The following is a 14930-nucleotide window of genomic DNA, read 5'->3' on the forward strand; positions in this document are numbered from 1 at the left end:
TTGTGGTTCTTTTTTTGTCATGCTTTTGTGTAGAAGTTACTTAATAGGTTCTTAAAAAGAACGTGAGCTTAAGCTCTATTAAATGTATCTGAAGAATTAAACTTGTAAGTTTATATGATCAAGGAAAAATAGTAAGTAAGTTTTAAGAAACCTTATAGATTCCTTTATTTATTTTTAATAGGAATATAGTTGTTTTTTCTTTTTTTTGTTTTTAACTAACTGATAAAAAGGTTTTAAAGTTTGTTTAAGTAGCGTTATTTTTTATTGGATGCTATGGTTTGTAAGTAATACTATCTTATAATCTAGTGTATTAGCTCTTTAAAAGGTTTTTTAATTTACAAAACTTAGCTAAACGGGGCAAAGATGCTATTTAACTATAGTTAAATGTTAATGAGTTGATTTGATGTTTTTTAAGAGGTTTTAAGATTATCTTTGAATAAGATTATAAGAAATTGATATAAAGTTTAAAAATATATAGTCCCCTAGATTGTCCCCCAATTTTTCCTAAAACCATGTCTAAATTTAGATATGGTTTTTTCTTGTTATACTATAAGAGGTCTGCTTTGTGCTTTTATTGTTCGTGAAAAAATAGTCTTTTAATAGGTAATCTTGTTTACAAAAATAGTCTGCGTGAAGGATTGAAGCAATTGTTTGAGCTCTTTTTGTTTTTACAAAAAAGCGAGTGTGGAAAGCCTGACCTGAAAGGGTACGCCATAAAATAACTTCTACTAATATTTGTTTTTATGGAGTATGATTAAAGAATGGTAGACGTTTTAAAACAAAAAAAATCCATCTATATAAGATGGATTTTAATATGTAATGAGATTTAAAGTTTAACTTAATGCTTCTTTAATTCTTTTAATTGCTTCTCTAATTTGTAATTCTGATGCTGCATAAGATATTCTAATACAGTTTGGCGTACCAAAAGCTTCACCGGTTACTGTAGCCACATTTGCTCTTTCTAAGATAAATAAAGAGAAATCACTTGCAGTTTCTATCTTATATCCGTTGATAGTTTTACCAAAGAATGCAGAAACATCTGGAAAAACGTAAAAAGCTCCTTCTGGAACGTTTACTTTAAAACCATCAATTTCTCTTAATAATCCAATAATGATATCTCTACGAGTTTTAAACTCGTCTACCATATATTGAATTTTAGAAACTGGTGCTAAAACTGCTGTAATTGCTGCTCTTTGAGCAATACAGTTTGTACCAGAAGTAATTTGACCTTGCATTTTTGTACATGCTTTAGCAATCCATTCTGGAGCACCAATATAACCAATTCTCCAACCTGTCATAGCAAATGCTTTTGCCAAACCGTTTACAGTAATGGTTCTGTCGTACATGCTTTCAATTGCTGCAAAACTAAATGGTTTTGTTTCGTAATTGATATGTTCATAGATTTCATCTGATAAGATAAAAATCTGTGGGTGTTTTTCTAAAACTGCTGCCAACGCTCTGTATTCTGCTTCACTATAAATAGTTCCACTTGGGTTGTTTGGTGAGTTAAAGAAAATCATTTTTGTTTTAGGCGTAATAGAAGCTTCTAATTGTTCTGGAGTGATTTTAAAATCATTCTCTATAGAAGAAGGAATTTCTACATACGTTGCTTCGCATAAAATTGCAATTGCAGAGTAGCTTACCCAATAAGGTGCTGGTAATAAAACTTCGTCACCTGGGTTTAATAATACTTGTGCTATGTTTGCAATAGATTGTTTTGCTCCTGTAGAAACAACAATCTGACTTGGTTTGTAAACTAAGTCATTATCGCGCTTAAATTTAGTGCAAATAGCTTCTTTTAAATCTGCATACCCATCTACTGGAGAATACGAATTGTAATTTTGATTGATAGCTTCAATAGCAGCGTCTTTAATAAAATCTGGAGTATTAAAATCTGGTTCTCCCAAACTTAAACCAATAATATCTTTTCCTTCTGCTCTTAGTTCTCTTGCTTTAGCAGCCATTGCTAAGGTTTGAGATACAGGTAAACTGTTAATTCTGTCCGATAATGGATTTTTCATCTTACTGTTAGTTGTTGTTGTTGTTTTACTTATGCTATTTCTGGGTTTTTACCCAAAACTCCCAAATGTCTAAAATGTTCTATAACTGCTTTACGCATGGTTGCATATTCGTTATAAGGCAAATTAAATTCCTTGGCGGTTTCTTTTACAATTTTAGCTAATTTATCATAATGTACATGAGAAATATGCGGAAAAATATGATGTTCAACTTGATGATTTAACCCACCTGTATAGAAGTTTACCAACCAATTGCTAGGCGCAAAGTTAGATGTAGTGTATAATTGGTGGACTGCCCAAGTGTGTTCTAAATTTCCATCTTCATCTGGAAGTGGCATTTCTGTATTTGGTACAATATGTGCCAATTGAAAAACCAAACTTAAAATCATACCTGCAGTATAGTGCATTACAAAGAATCCTATTAAAACTTTCCACCAAGCAATGTCTAAAACTAATAAAGGTAAAACAATCCAAAGGGCATAATAAGCTATTTTAGAAATTACCAATTTGGTCCATTCTGTTGCTGGGTTAGGGAATTTACCATAAGATAATTTGCGTTTTAAATAACGATGCATTTGTTTAATATCTGTAGTAATTGCCCAGTTAATGGTTAATAAACCATATAAAAATATAGAATAATATTTCTGAATTTTATGTACTGGCAGCCACTTAGAATGTTGAGAAAAACGAATAATTCGTCCTGCATCTATATCTTCATCATGCCCTTCTACGTTGGTAAATGTATGGTGTAAAACATTGTGTTGTACTTTCCAATTATACACGTTTCCGGCAAGAATATAAATACTACTTCCCATAAGTTTGTTAACCCATTTTCTTTTAGAAAAAGAATCGTGATTGGCATCGTGCATCACATTCATACCAACACCAGCCATTCCTATTCCGGTAATCACCATTAAAAGTGCCATTACCCACTGAGGCATAGTAACTGTTAAGATTAAAATAAATGGAACTAAGAAAAGAGAAAACATAATAATTGCTTTTGTGTACAATTTCCAGTTTCCTGTTCTTTTTAATTCGTTTTCTTTAAAATATGTATTTACTCTTTTATTAAGGGTTCTAAAGAATTTAGCTTTATCAACTCTCGAAAAATTTATTGTTTTCATGTACTGTTTTAAATAATTTACAAAAATATGCTTTTTGAAATAGCTTTTTATGATAAACGTCAGTTATTGTTAAGAATTGTTCCAATGCAAATGGCTATTTTTGCAATTCAAATATATTTATTGATGGAAATTATACTTAAATACTTTAAAGACCTAACGGCAACTCAAATTGATCAGTTCTCTAAACTTCAAGAATTATACCAAGATTGGAATTTAAAAATAAACGTTGTTTCTAGAAAAGATATAGACGAATTATACTTACGCCATGTCTTGCACTCTTTGGCAATAGCCAAAGTGGTACAGTTTAAACCCGGATCTAAAGTAATGGATGTTGGTACTGGTGGAGGTTTTCCTGGTATTCCTTTAGCCATTTTATTTCCAGAAACTCAGTTTCATTTAGTAGATTCTATTGGTAAAAAGATAAAAGTAGTAAATGAAGTTGTTGCTGGTTTAGGTTTAGAAAATGTAAAAACTACCAATGGTAGAGTAGAAGAGGTAAAAGATACTTATGATTTTATTGTAAGTAGAGCAGTAGCACAAATGGAAACTTTTGTGGGATGGACAAAAGGTAGAATTGCCAAAAAACAAAATCACGATTTAAAAAACGGAATCTTATACTTAAAAGGTGGAGATTTATCTGAAGAATTAAAATTATACACTTCTGCTACAATTTACGATTTACCTGACTTTTTTGATGAAGATTTTTATGAAACAAAAAAAGTGGTTCATTTAGGGATGAAGTATAAAGCATAATGCTTTAAGAAATAAAAATATTAAGTATTAAGATTTTTAGAGGCTGCTATTTTTAGCAGCCTTTTTTGTTGCTACAATACTAATGATTAGTATTTGTGTGGCATGAAACAACATTAGTGGTAATAAAACAATACCAATAGTTGCCATGTTACCAAAGAGTATTTTTGAAAAGACCGTACCATGTACTAAAGACTTTTTTGTACCACAAAATTGTGCTGTTATTTGATCTTCTCTGTTAAGTTTTAGTTTTTTAGACAAAAAACCAGTGAGGTAAAAAGCGATAGAAAACAATAGGATAACACCACCTAAAATAATGCATAAATCTAAAAACGAAACAGCGCTAAAGATGTTTCTTTCAAAAGATTCTGCAAAACTTTTGTAAATAATTAAAAGGATAATCGATTTATCAAAAAGAGTAAGTTTACTGCTGTGTTTTTGTACAAAAGCACCAAAAAAACGTTGTAAAGAAAGTCCAATTATAACCGGTACAATTATTTGAAGAATTAGTTTGATATAAATATCAGTAAAATCGAAGTCTGATTGTATTTCATTAACAAATAGTCCCATCCATAAAGGAGTTATGGCAATACCAATAATTCCAGAAATACTGGCATTAAAAATTGCTCCAGGAATATTTCCTTTAGCTAAAGAAACCATTACAACCGAAGAAGATACTGTAGATGGTAAAGCAGCTAAGAAAAAGAAGGCTAACCAAATGGTTTCTTGTTCTGAATTTTGTATAAATGGATGTACTAATAAAACGAGTAAGGGAAACAATAAAAAGGTAGATAGTTGTACCAAAATATGTAATTTCCAGTTTTTGAGTCCTGCTTTTAACTTACTCGGACTCAGTTTTAATCCGTAGAAAAAGAAAATAAGTGAAATACCAATAGAACTAATCGTGTTAATTGGAAACTTACTTTCTTGTGTTCCCCATTGAGGAAATAAATAAGCTATTAGTATTACGACTACTATAGAGAGAACAAACTTATCAATCTTTATTTTCATACATTATTTTTAAAATTAACAAATCATCATCAACCGATGTTCTCCTGTTTTTTCTTTTGGAGCTCTATGCAGACAAGGAAGTACTTTGCTTTCTGGATGATCTATTGCTAGTTTCCATAAATTACCGATTCCTAAATTTATTGGTTGTGCTTCTGGTTTTGCTTGATAATGTAAATCAAAGAAATATTCACTTAAAAACGATTCAAAACCAGCATCTGGTCCATCATAAAGTTTTTTGAGTTCAATTCTTATTTCTGGAACTAAAATTTTTTGTGTGCCTTGCGAGTTCGGTAAAATATCACTTGATGCTCCATGATATGTGCATAAAAAAGTATCTGCTGGTATTGGAGAACGATCTACATGAAACGAATATACATCCGTAGGGAAAAAAGGAAATGCATCATCTCTCTCGTAATGCTTAATGATATTTAAAGTTGGAATTTTACCATGTTTTTTTAATACCTTAAAGTCGTTTAAAAGAATTTCTAGCGCAAGTTGACCTTGTTCACTTAACTGAAGATCTAAAAGTTGTTGAGGGAGAATTTCACTCATATTTCCATCTAGTGTAATTTTATTGACTATTTCAGAAAAATCACCTTTTAAAGTACGGTTCCAACAGATTGCGTTGATATCTCCTTTAAATTTAGTAGATAGTAAATCATTAAAGTTATCAACTTTATAAATTTGATTTTTGCTCATTATGGTTTACATTTCTAATTTAAAGGTGCTAAAAATAACAGGTTTTACTTCGTGCAAAGTTCCGTCTTTTTATGAAAGAATAAAGCCAAATTAAAACAAAATATTTATTCTTCAAACAAAATCATCATAGAAATTCCTGGTACAGATACATTGCCTTTAACTTCTTGCTTTCCTTCAAAATCAAAAGAATCGTTTATAACAGCAACTCTATAAGTTTGGTCTAATTGGTAATTTATAATTTTATTTTGGCTATTAAAAATAACTAGTATTTTAGACCAAGAATCCTTATTGGCATTATTTTTAAGTTGATAAGAAACGAGGCTATGATCTATTTTTTTAAACTCTAAGTTTTCTTGCACTTCTTTAGCCGTTGTCATGCGAAATGCAGGATGTTTTTTTCTTAATTTGATAAGGTTTTTATAATAAGCTAAAACGTCGCTATTTTTCACTTTTAAATTCCAATCTATTTCATTTATTTTATCTGGTGATTTATAAGAATTATGATCTCCTTTTTTGGTACTCATTATTTCTGAACCTTCATGTAAAAAGGGAGTTCCTTGTGAGGTTGTAACAATAGCAGTTGCCAATTTATGCATTGCTTTTATATCCTTTAAAGATGCATCTGGTCTAGATATTTTTAATTTATCGAATAAGGTGTAATTGTCGTGACAAGAAACGTAATTGATAGCTTGCCAAGGTTGCAGTGCCCAAGGAAAATCTGTATGATTTATATACATGTAATTTACTTGAGGGTGTTGTATAACTCCAACAATTCCACATTTTAGAGATTCTTCTTTAAATTTAGCACCACTAACAAAGCCAGTACTTCTATCATCAAAGGTGCTTCCTTTTATGGCATCTCTAATTTCATCAGAAAAAGCGGCAATTTTGGGCATTTGTGGAATGTGTTTTTTTAAAGCCCTTTTCTGTTCTGGTAACGGTGAGTCTCCACCTGTCCAACCTTCTCCATAAATAAGTGCACTTGGGTTTATTTTGGTAATTTCATCGGCAATTAGGTTCATTGTTTCAACATCATGAATGGCCATTAAATCGAAACGAAAACCATCTAAATGATATTCTTCGGTCCAATATTTAACAGATTCCAAAATAAATTTTTGTGTCATTTTTCTTTCTGATGACGTTTCATTCCCACAACCCGATGCGTTAGAATAACTACCATCGTTGTTAAAACGATAATAATACTTGGGAGTTTCTAAATTAAAATTTGAGTTTTCTATAACTCCAGTGTGGTTGTACACAACATCTAGAATAACACCAATTCCCGCATTATGAAATGCTTGTATCATTTTTTTAAATTCCGGAATTCTTACTTCTGCTTTAAAAGGATCTGTAGAAAAAGAGCCTTCTGGAACATTGTAATTTTGAGGGTCGTATCCCCAATTAAATTGTGGCACCTCTAAATGAGTTTCATCAATAGAATATTGATCGAATGTTGGCAATAGGTGAACATGTGTGATTCCTAATTCTTTAATATGGTCGATTGCTGTAGCTACATTAAGTGTGCTTTTAACGCCTTTTTCTATCAAACCTAAATATTTACCAGGATACGAAGAGTTCGCCTCTGTTTGAATGGTAATATTGCGAATATGCAATTCGTAAATAATAGCCGAATTAGGTGATTTTAATTGCACATATGTATCTTGTTCCCAATTTTTAGGATTAATGGCATCCATATTTAAAACCATAGCTCTTTCTCCATTTACGCCTACAGCTTTTGCATAAATACCTGGGGTTTCTGACAACCAATTTTCATTAATAAAGGTTTGATACGTATAATAGGTTCCGTCTAAATCTCCTTCAATTGTTTTTAGCCAAAGTCCATTTTCTTCAGGTACTAAATTAAAAGTAGCAAAGACTTCAGAGTCATTTCCTGTTTTATAGAAATTTAATTTTACAGCGGTGGCGGTAGGAGACCATATTTTAAAAGTAGTTTTTTCTTTAGAGTAGTCTAACCAAAGGCTTTTATCTGTTGTTGGGTATTCTTCAAAAGAAGAAAAATTGTGTTTATTCTGTTCCATCTCATCCTTATTGAAAGTACAAGAAAGTTCTTCTTTTTTATTCACATATCCAATGTAATTCTTGAATATATTTTGAGTTTTTATTGCGCTGTTATTTGTCTATTTTCTAAAAAATAGAAGAAGTAGTTTTTGAAGTAAATTTTTCTAAAAACAACATTCCTTTATAAGAATTCCCTTTAACGTTTAACTTCGGACTCCAAACAGCAATGCAGTATTTATCTGGGAGAATGGCAACAATTCCGCCTCCAACACCACTTTTACCGGGTAATCCAACACGAAAAGCAAACTCGCCAGATTCATCATAAAAACCGCAAGTAAGCATAATGGCATTAATTCTTTTTGTTTGACTTTCTGTAATTACTCTTTCTCCTTTTTGTGTTGTAAAATTATCAATCGTTAGAAATAAAAATATTTTTGAAAGTTCTTTACAAGTCATTTCTAAAGAACACATGTAAAAGTAAAAATCTAAGACTACATCTACATCGTTTTTAATGTTTCCAAAAGATTTTATAAAATTACAAAGCGCCACATTTCTATATCCAGAAGCTTTTTCAGATTGTGCTACTTTTTCGTTGTATTGTAAAGTTGGAATGTTAGAAATTTCTTTACAGAAGTCTAAGAAGTCTTCTTTTGGATTTTTAAGGTGGCTTACCAATACATCGCAAATTACAATTGCACCAGCATTGATAAAAGGGTTTCTTGGCTTGCCTAAATCTGCTTCTAATTGCAATAAAGAATTAAACGGGTTTCCAGAAGGTTCTACATCTACTCGGTCCCATATTTTTACACCTTCAAATTTATAGGCTAAGGTTAATGAAAGAATTTTAGTAATACTTTGTACCGAAAACTTTTTATCAAAATCGCCAACACCAAAAGATTCTTTATCAATAGTTGTAATATTTATACCAAAATTTTCAGGATCTACAAAGGCCAATTCAGGAATGTAATTGGCTACTTTACCACTTTGAGGCATGTTTTTTACTTCTAAATAAACGTCCTCAATTATTTTTTGATACTTCTCCATTTTTTATTGATGTTCTTAGTCATCACAAACCTATTCTAAAATTAGGTAAGAAACAACATAAAAAAGAAATCAAAAAAAAGGAACTACATTGCTGTAATTCCTTTTTTTAATATTTTTATGAGATTCCTCAATCGCTTAAAAAAGCTCATTTCGGAATGACAATTCGTAATAATATTGTTACACAAGCTCAACAAACAAACCTTCGTCTGTTTTAGTAACCTTTGCAACTTTATGTTTTGTTAAACCTTTAATGGTTTTATCCCATTTCTTGTTAGACAAACCAGACTTTACTTTTAAGTCGTTTAAATCTATTTTTTCTGCTTTGGTAACAATTGCCAAAACAGCTTTTTCATCATCATTCAATTCTACTGCAGCTGCTTTTTTCTCTGGTCTCATTTGAGGAAAGAATAAAACTTCTTGTATAGATTGGTTGTTTGTTAAGAACATAATTAAACGGTCCATTCCAATTCCCATTCCAGACGTTGGTGGCATTCCGTATTCTAAAGCTCTTAAGAAATCTTCATCAATAAATTCAGTTGCCTCATCATCACCTTTCTGCGCCAATTTAAGCTGGTGTTCAAAACGCTCACGCTGGTCAATTGGGTCATTTAATTCAGAATAGGCATTTGCAATTTCTTTACCACAAACCATTAACTCAAAACGCTCTGTTAATTCAGGGTTGTCTCTGTGCTCTTTACAAAGCGGAGACATTTCTTTAGGATAATCAGTAATAAAAGTTGGCTGAATGTAGTTTCCTTCACATTTTTCACCAAAAATTTCATCAATTAACTTTCCTTTCCCCATAGTTTCATCCACAGGAATATTCATGCCTTTTGCAGCTTCTCTAATTTCAGCTTCTGTTTTACCAGTAATATCAAAACCAGTAAAATTTTTAATAGAATCTGCCATTGTTACTCTTGCGTATGGAGCTTTAAAGTCTATTTTGTGTTCACCAAAAGTAGCTTCCGAAGTTCCGTTTACAGCAATTGCACAATGCTCTAGAAGTTGCTCTGCAAAATCCATCATCCAATTGTAATCTTTGTAAGACACATAGATTTCCATGGCTGTAAATTCTGGGTTATGAGTTCTGTCCATTCCTTCATTTCTAAAGTTTTTAGAGAATTCATAAACACCATCAAAACCACCAACAATTAGTCTTTTAAGATACAATTCATTAGCAATTCTCATATATAGTGGAATGTCTAATGAGTTATGATGCGTTATAAAAGGTCTTGCTGCTGCACCTCCAGGAATTGGTTGTAAAACCGGAGTTTCAACTTCAAAATAACCAGCATCATTAAAGAAAGAACGCATTGCGTTAAACAATTTTGTTCTTTTTATAAACACCTCTTTTACGTGTGGGTTTACTACTAAATCTGCATAACGTTGTCTGTAACGTAATTCAGGATCTGTAAAAGCATCATAAGTAACACCGTCTTTTACTTTTGGTAAAGGCAATGGTTTTAAAGACTTGCTTAACAATGTAAAGTTTTTAACACGCACTGTTTTTTCTCCCACTTTAGTGGTAAACAATTCACCTTCTATACCAACGAAATCTCCTAAATCTAGTAATTTTTTAAAAACATCATTATACAATGTTTTATCCTCACCAGTACAAATTTCATCACGGTTAAAATACACTTGTATTCTACCTTCTCCATCTTGCAGTTGTGCAAAAGAAGCTTTTCCTTGTATGTTAATAGACATTAGTCTACCAGCAATAATTACCTTTTTTCCTTCAGCATAATCTTGCTTTATCTTTGCCGAATTTGAATCTATTGGATATAAATCTGCAGGATAAGGATTGATGCCTAAAGCGCGTAATTTTACGAGCTTTTCTCTACGTACAACTTCTTGTTCTGATAATTGCATTTGCTGTTTAGTTTTCTAATGTTTATTTAAGAATGCAAAGATACAATCAAATGAATTAATAGACAATTGAGAATAAAATAAAAAACAACTTCTTTATTTGAGAATATTAAAAAACATCGTATATTTGTCGGCTGCTTTTTGTTAGGGCAGCATTAGTTGTGTTGTTTTGGCGCTTTAGTAAAAGCGTCGTGGTTTTGTTAACCAATGGAAAGCTTCCCTGAAACGGGACGCTTTTTTTTATGCCTTTTTGTGAACAGAAATCACGTTTGTTTTTGTATAATGTGCCAATTTCTCTTTTAAACGCTGTGTCTTTTAGTAGCTATTTCCAGCTTGGAATTTATCTTTAGCGAAGTAGAAAGGCTATACCTTTTATGCTCTCATTATAAAGTTTACTTTTTTGTAAACTGTGGTAATCTCTTTTTGATTAGCAGATTGCTTCGTGCCTCGCAATGACAATTTTAAAAAAGGCATAAAAAGGAAGCCACTTATAATGCGAAGCATTTAACGATTCCAAAAAATATTAAATTGTAGTTAATCTGGGCTAGAGTTGTTTGCAGACTTATATCAATCTTTTAATTATATGTAATAATAGATAAGTAATTGTCTCGTCATTGCTAAGAATGAAGCAATCTCTAAATATAGAAAACGTAAGTTTTAATAAACAGATTACTTCGTCGTTCTTACTCGTAATGACGCTTCTCATGATTTGTTGAGAATAAAAAATAGTATTTAAAAAAAGCTTCCTTTAAATTCCCAAAACTGAATTATAAATAACACAAAATAGATGGCTGCAATAGAAAACTTAATAGTTGCAGAAGCTAAAAAACCAAGAAACGCTCCAAAAGAAGCTTTTAAAGCTCGGTTTGTGTCTTTGCTATCATAAAGTAATTCCCCTATAAAAGCACCCAAGAAAGCACCAATTAACATTCCGAATGGAATAGGGGTGAACAAACCGATAAATAAACCAATTGTAGTACCGTAAACTCCATATTTTGTGCCGCCAAAACGTTTTGTACCCATGCCAGGTATAAAGTAATCGAGAATCCAAATTAGAATCGCTACTGCTAAAGTAATTCCTAAAAAAGTCCAATCCATCGGAATTATTTTAGTGAAATGTAATAAAAGTAAACCCAACCAACTTGTTAAAGGTCCTGGTAAAATGGGCAAAAAAGCGCCAATAATGCCTAAGCAGACGAAAAGGAATCCTAATAGTAATAAAAATATATCCATAAAAATTTTAATAATTATAAAGGTTTAAAGTCAATAGACATCTACAATTTTCTAATTATAAGACGATTATACTAAAGTTATGTTACAAATATTATTAACTAAAAAATTAGTTTAAACTAAATATTTAGTTATATTTGCATTGTTGAACTAAAAAATTAGTTATAATTATGAGCAAACAATTAACAAAAGCAGAAGAGCAGATTATGCAAATCTTATGGGATTTACAAGAAGCTTCTGTAAAAGAAATAATAGATAAATTACCAGAACCAAAACCTGCATACAATACCGTTTCTACCATTGTTAGAATTTTAGAAACGAAGGAGTTTGTGGATCATAAACCCGTTGGAAGAGGGTTTTTATATTTTCCGATAATTGAAAAAGAAACGTATAGCAACCAGAGTTTACACAAATTAATGAATGGTTATTTTGATGGTTCTTTTAAAAGTTTGGTGTCCTTTTTTGTGAAAGAAAATAAAATGGATGTTGCCGAACTAGAATCTATTTTAAAGGAAGTGAATAAAGGGAAGGAGTAAACAGTTTTCAGTTGCAGTTGGCAGTCTCAGTTTTCAGTTTTAATTATTATTAAAGTGTAGATGTTATTCCGAATGCTACTGAAATTAAAATACTTTTTTAATTGAAAGTATCTAGCGCAGCTAAAGAAGAGGAATCTCTTTCCTATATAGAAGTAGTTTTTTCAATATGAGATTTCTCAATCGTCTAAAAAGACTCATTTCGAAATGACAGTGTGATAATAAAAAAATAAAAAAAAACTATGATCAATTATATTCTACAAGTCATATTATTTCAAGTATTGTTTTTGGCTATTTATGATTTCTTTCTAAGTAAAGAAACCTTTTTTACTAAAAACAGATGGTATTTAATTAGTACACCAATTGTATCTTTCATTTTACCGTTTATTAAAATTCCTACGTTTCAAAAAGCGGTTCCAAAAGAGTTTATTATCTATTTACCAGAAATTGTTTTATCACCAGAAAAAGTAATTCAGGATGTTATTCAAGAAACGAGTTTGTATGAATCTATAAATTATGTACAGCTTTTATTTTGGTTTGGATTCAGTCTTTTTTTGATACTTTTTTTAATAAAACTGTTTAAAATAACAAACCTAATTAGAAGAAGCGAAGTTGAAAAAAAAGCGAATCATACGTTAGTTTTAATACCGAATCAAACGAAAGCATTTTCTTTTTTTAACTTTATTTTTTTAGGAAAAGAAATTCCAGAATCTCAACAAGCACAAATTATAGCACACGAATTGGTGCACAGTAATCAAAAGCACTCTTTAGATTTATTGTTCTTCGAATTTTTAAAAATTATGATGTGGTTTAACCCAATGATTTTTATGTATCAAAAGAGAATAACACTCATTCACGAGTATATTTCTGACGAAGTAGCTGCAAAGTCTGAAACAAAAGAAATGTATATCAATAACTTATTATCCAACTTTTTTCAAGTTGAAAACATTGCCTTTGTGAACCAATTTTATAAAAAAACCTTAATTAAAAAAAGAATTATTATGATGAAAAAGACACAATCAAAAAAAATGAATCAATTAAAGTATTTAGTTTTAATTCCGCTATTGGCGAGTATGTTATTTTACACTTCTTGTGCAGAAAATGAAGTAAAAGAAGATGTTGTTGCAAAAAAAGAGTTGCAAACTAGATACTTTGAATTGAAGGATGGTGTAACTGCTACTAAGGGTAAAAATGAAACTTATTTAGATTCTTATTTTGGATCTGGAATTCCTGAAGGAGTAGAAGTTAGTTTGAGTGATCTAACTGTTGAAGAAAGAGAGGAATATGATGAAATTATGAATAGAATTAATTCTTTAAAAAATGAGAAGTATTCTTCAATGTTTGATATTAAGATTTATAAAAAGAAAAATGGAAGAAAAACAATGGCATCAATTGTTGATTATTCTAAGATGAAAAAAGATAGTAATGCTGAATTTGTAGAAACAGAAGATGTTTCATTTATGGTTATAGATAAAGTACCAACTTTTCCAGGTTGTGAATCTGGAGATAAGAAATGTTTTTCTAAAGAAGTTCAGAAGCATTTTTCTAGAAACTTTAATGCAGATTTACCAAATCAATTGGGTTTAGAAGCAGGGAAGAAAAGGATTTTTATAGGTTTTAAAATTGACAAAGAAGGAAATGTAGTAGATGTAAATGCAAGAGCACCGCATAAAGATCTTAAGGAAGAAGTTATTGCGGTAATGAATACGTTGCCTAAAATGATTCCTGGTGAACATGATGGTAAAAAAGTTGGTGTAAAATATTCAATTCCGATTTCAATAATAGTAAATTAATACATCTATGAAAAGGAGAAATTAAGTGTATAATTATTTGAAATAGTTAAAGTCGAGGTGTAAGCTTCGGCTTTTTCATTTTTAAATATAAGTTGTTTTTATACCCAAAATTGGCTTTTTTTTAAGGCTTAAAAAGTTTAAAGTACAAGTCAACAAAATTTAGTAAATTCACACTCTAAATAAAAGTATGTTTTTAAGGGTTTTATCTTTTTTAATAATGTTGGTTTTTATCACTTCGTGTGATTTATTTTGCCCTCCAAAGGATAAAAACACATCAGATTTAGATACTATTGTAGATTTTTCTTCTGTAGATACTTTTCCTTCTTTTAAAACTTGTGATGCTATTATTGATAAACAAGAAAAAATGGATTGCTTTCGAACAACCATTCACCAGAAAGTAGGAGCGGAGTTGCAACAACATTCATTTGCTGTTAAAGATTCTATTAATGAAATGGTGTACGTGGATGTAATTATTAATTCTGAAGGAATTTTTAGCTTAGATACTATTCAGGCTTCAGTAAACCTTAAAAAGGAATTACCAGAATTAGATAGTTTATTAAAAGTGAGTGTAGAAAATCTTCCAAAAATCTATCCTGCAAACAAGCGAGGAATTCCGGTTACTACAAAATATCGATTGCCTATTAGAATTCAATTAAAAGAATAAAAAATATAGAATCTACAATCTATTCTTTAACTTTTTTCATTTTTTGATAAAGAGTATAATAAGGCTGTTTTAACGTTAATGTTTTTTATAGATATGCTTTTTTTTCTGTATATAATTTATTTTTTAAGTTATTTTGATGCATTAAATGTAACGGTTTCGTAATAATCACCTTGAAA

12 protein-coding genes are annotated in these 14930 nt (G+C 30.5%); 4 read left to right on the forward strand and 8 right to left on the reverse strand.

What is annotated here, in order from left to right:
- Positions 1 to 833: 833 nt before the first annotated feature.
- Complete coding sequence (locus WG945_RS14255) at positions 834 to 2021, reverse strand: pyridoxal phosphate-dependent aminotransferase (protein WP_197482102.1); 1188 nt, start codon at positions 2019 to 2021, stop codon at positions 834 to 836.
- Positions 2022 to 2050: 29 nt separating this feature from the next.
- Positions 2051 to 3142, reverse strand: coding sequence for a fatty acid desaturase family protein (locus WG945_RS14260; protein ID WP_068451192.1), 1092 nt, complete (start codon positions 3140 to 3142; stop codon positions 2051 to 2053).
- Positions 3143 to 3265: 123 nt separating this feature from the next.
- On the opposite strand from WG945_RS14260, the gene rsmG reads away from it, so the two are divergent.
- A complete protein-coding gene (gene rsmG / locus WG945_RS14265; protein WP_068451299.1) occupies positions 3266 to 3895 on the forward strand; it encodes a 16S rRNA (guanine(527)-N(7))-methyltransferase RsmG in 630 nt (209 codons plus the stop codon).
- A gap of 36 nt (positions 3896 to 3931) precedes the next feature.
- Here rsmG and WG945_RS14270 read toward each other — a convergent pair whose 3' ends face one another.
- From WG945_RS14270 to WG945_RS14295, 6 genes are all read right to left on the reverse strand, one after another.
- Complete coding sequence (locus WG945_RS14270) at positions 3932 to 4903, reverse strand: bile acid:sodium symporter family protein (protein WP_068451195.1); 972 nt, start codon at positions 4901 to 4903, stop codon at positions 3932 to 3934.
- Between the two features lie 15 nt (positions 4904 to 4918).
- A complete protein-coding gene (locus WG945_RS14275; RefSeq protein ID WP_068451199.1) occupies positions 4919 to 5602 on the reverse strand; it encodes a hypothetical protein in 684 nt (227 codons plus the stop codon).
- A gap of 104 nt (positions 5603 to 5706) precedes the next feature.
- A complete protein-coding gene (gene pulA, locus WG945_RS14280; RefSeq protein ID WP_157603697.1) occupies positions 5707 to 7686 on the reverse strand; it encodes a type I pullulanase in 1980 nt (659 codons plus the stop codon).
- A gap of 61 nt (positions 7687 to 7747) precedes the next feature.
- Complete coding sequence (locus WG945_RS14285; protein WP_068451205.1) at positions 7748 to 8665, reverse strand: glutaminase; 918 nt, start codon at positions 8663 to 8665, stop codon at positions 7748 to 7750.
- 177 nt (positions 8666 to 8842) lie between these two features.
- The gene (lysS, locus tag WG945_RS14290; protein WP_068451208.1) at positions 8843 to 10537 is read right to left on the reverse strand and encodes a lysine--tRNA ligase; all 1695 of its coding nucleotides are present in this window, start codon (positions 10535 to 10537) and stop codon (positions 8843 to 8845) included.
- 729 nt (positions 10538 to 11266) lie between these two features.
- Positions 11267 to 11767, reverse strand: coding sequence for a DUF456 domain-containing protein (locus WG945_RS14295; protein ID WP_068451211.1), 501 nt, complete (start codon positions 11765 to 11767; stop codon positions 11267 to 11269).
- 167 nt (positions 11768 to 11934) lie between these two features.
- Between WG945_RS14295 and WG945_RS14300 the strand changes: the two genes are divergently transcribed.
- The 3 genes from WG945_RS14300 to WG945_RS14310 all read left to right on the forward strand — a co-directional run bounded on the left by WG945_RS14300 (position 11935) and on the right by WG945_RS14310 (position 14754).
- Complete coding sequence (locus WG945_RS14300) at positions 11935 to 12300, forward strand: BlaI/MecI/CopY family transcriptional regulator (RefSeq protein ID WP_068451213.1); 366 nt, start codon at positions 11935 to 11937, stop codon at positions 12298 to 12300.
- A gap of 239 nt (positions 12301 to 12539) precedes the next feature.
- Complete coding sequence (locus tag WG945_RS14305) at positions 12540 to 14090, forward strand: M56 family metallopeptidase (RefSeq protein ID WP_068451216.1); 1551 nt, start codon at positions 12540 to 12542, stop codon at positions 14088 to 14090.
- Positions 14091 to 14277: 187 nt separating this feature from the next.
- Positions 14278 to 14754 carry a hypothetical protein gene (locus WG945_RS14310; protein WP_068451220.1) on the forward strand — a complete coding sequence of 159 codons (477 nt, stop codon included), beginning with the start codon at positions 14278 to 14280 and terminating at the stop codon, positions 14752 to 14754.
- Positions 14755 to 14930 lie beyond the last annotated feature (176 nt).

It is taken from the genome of Polaribacter atrinae, from assembly GCF_038023995.1.
Lineage (GTDB): Bacteria > Bacteroidota > Bacteroidia > Flavobacteriales > Flavobacteriaceae > Polaribacter > Polaribacter atrinae.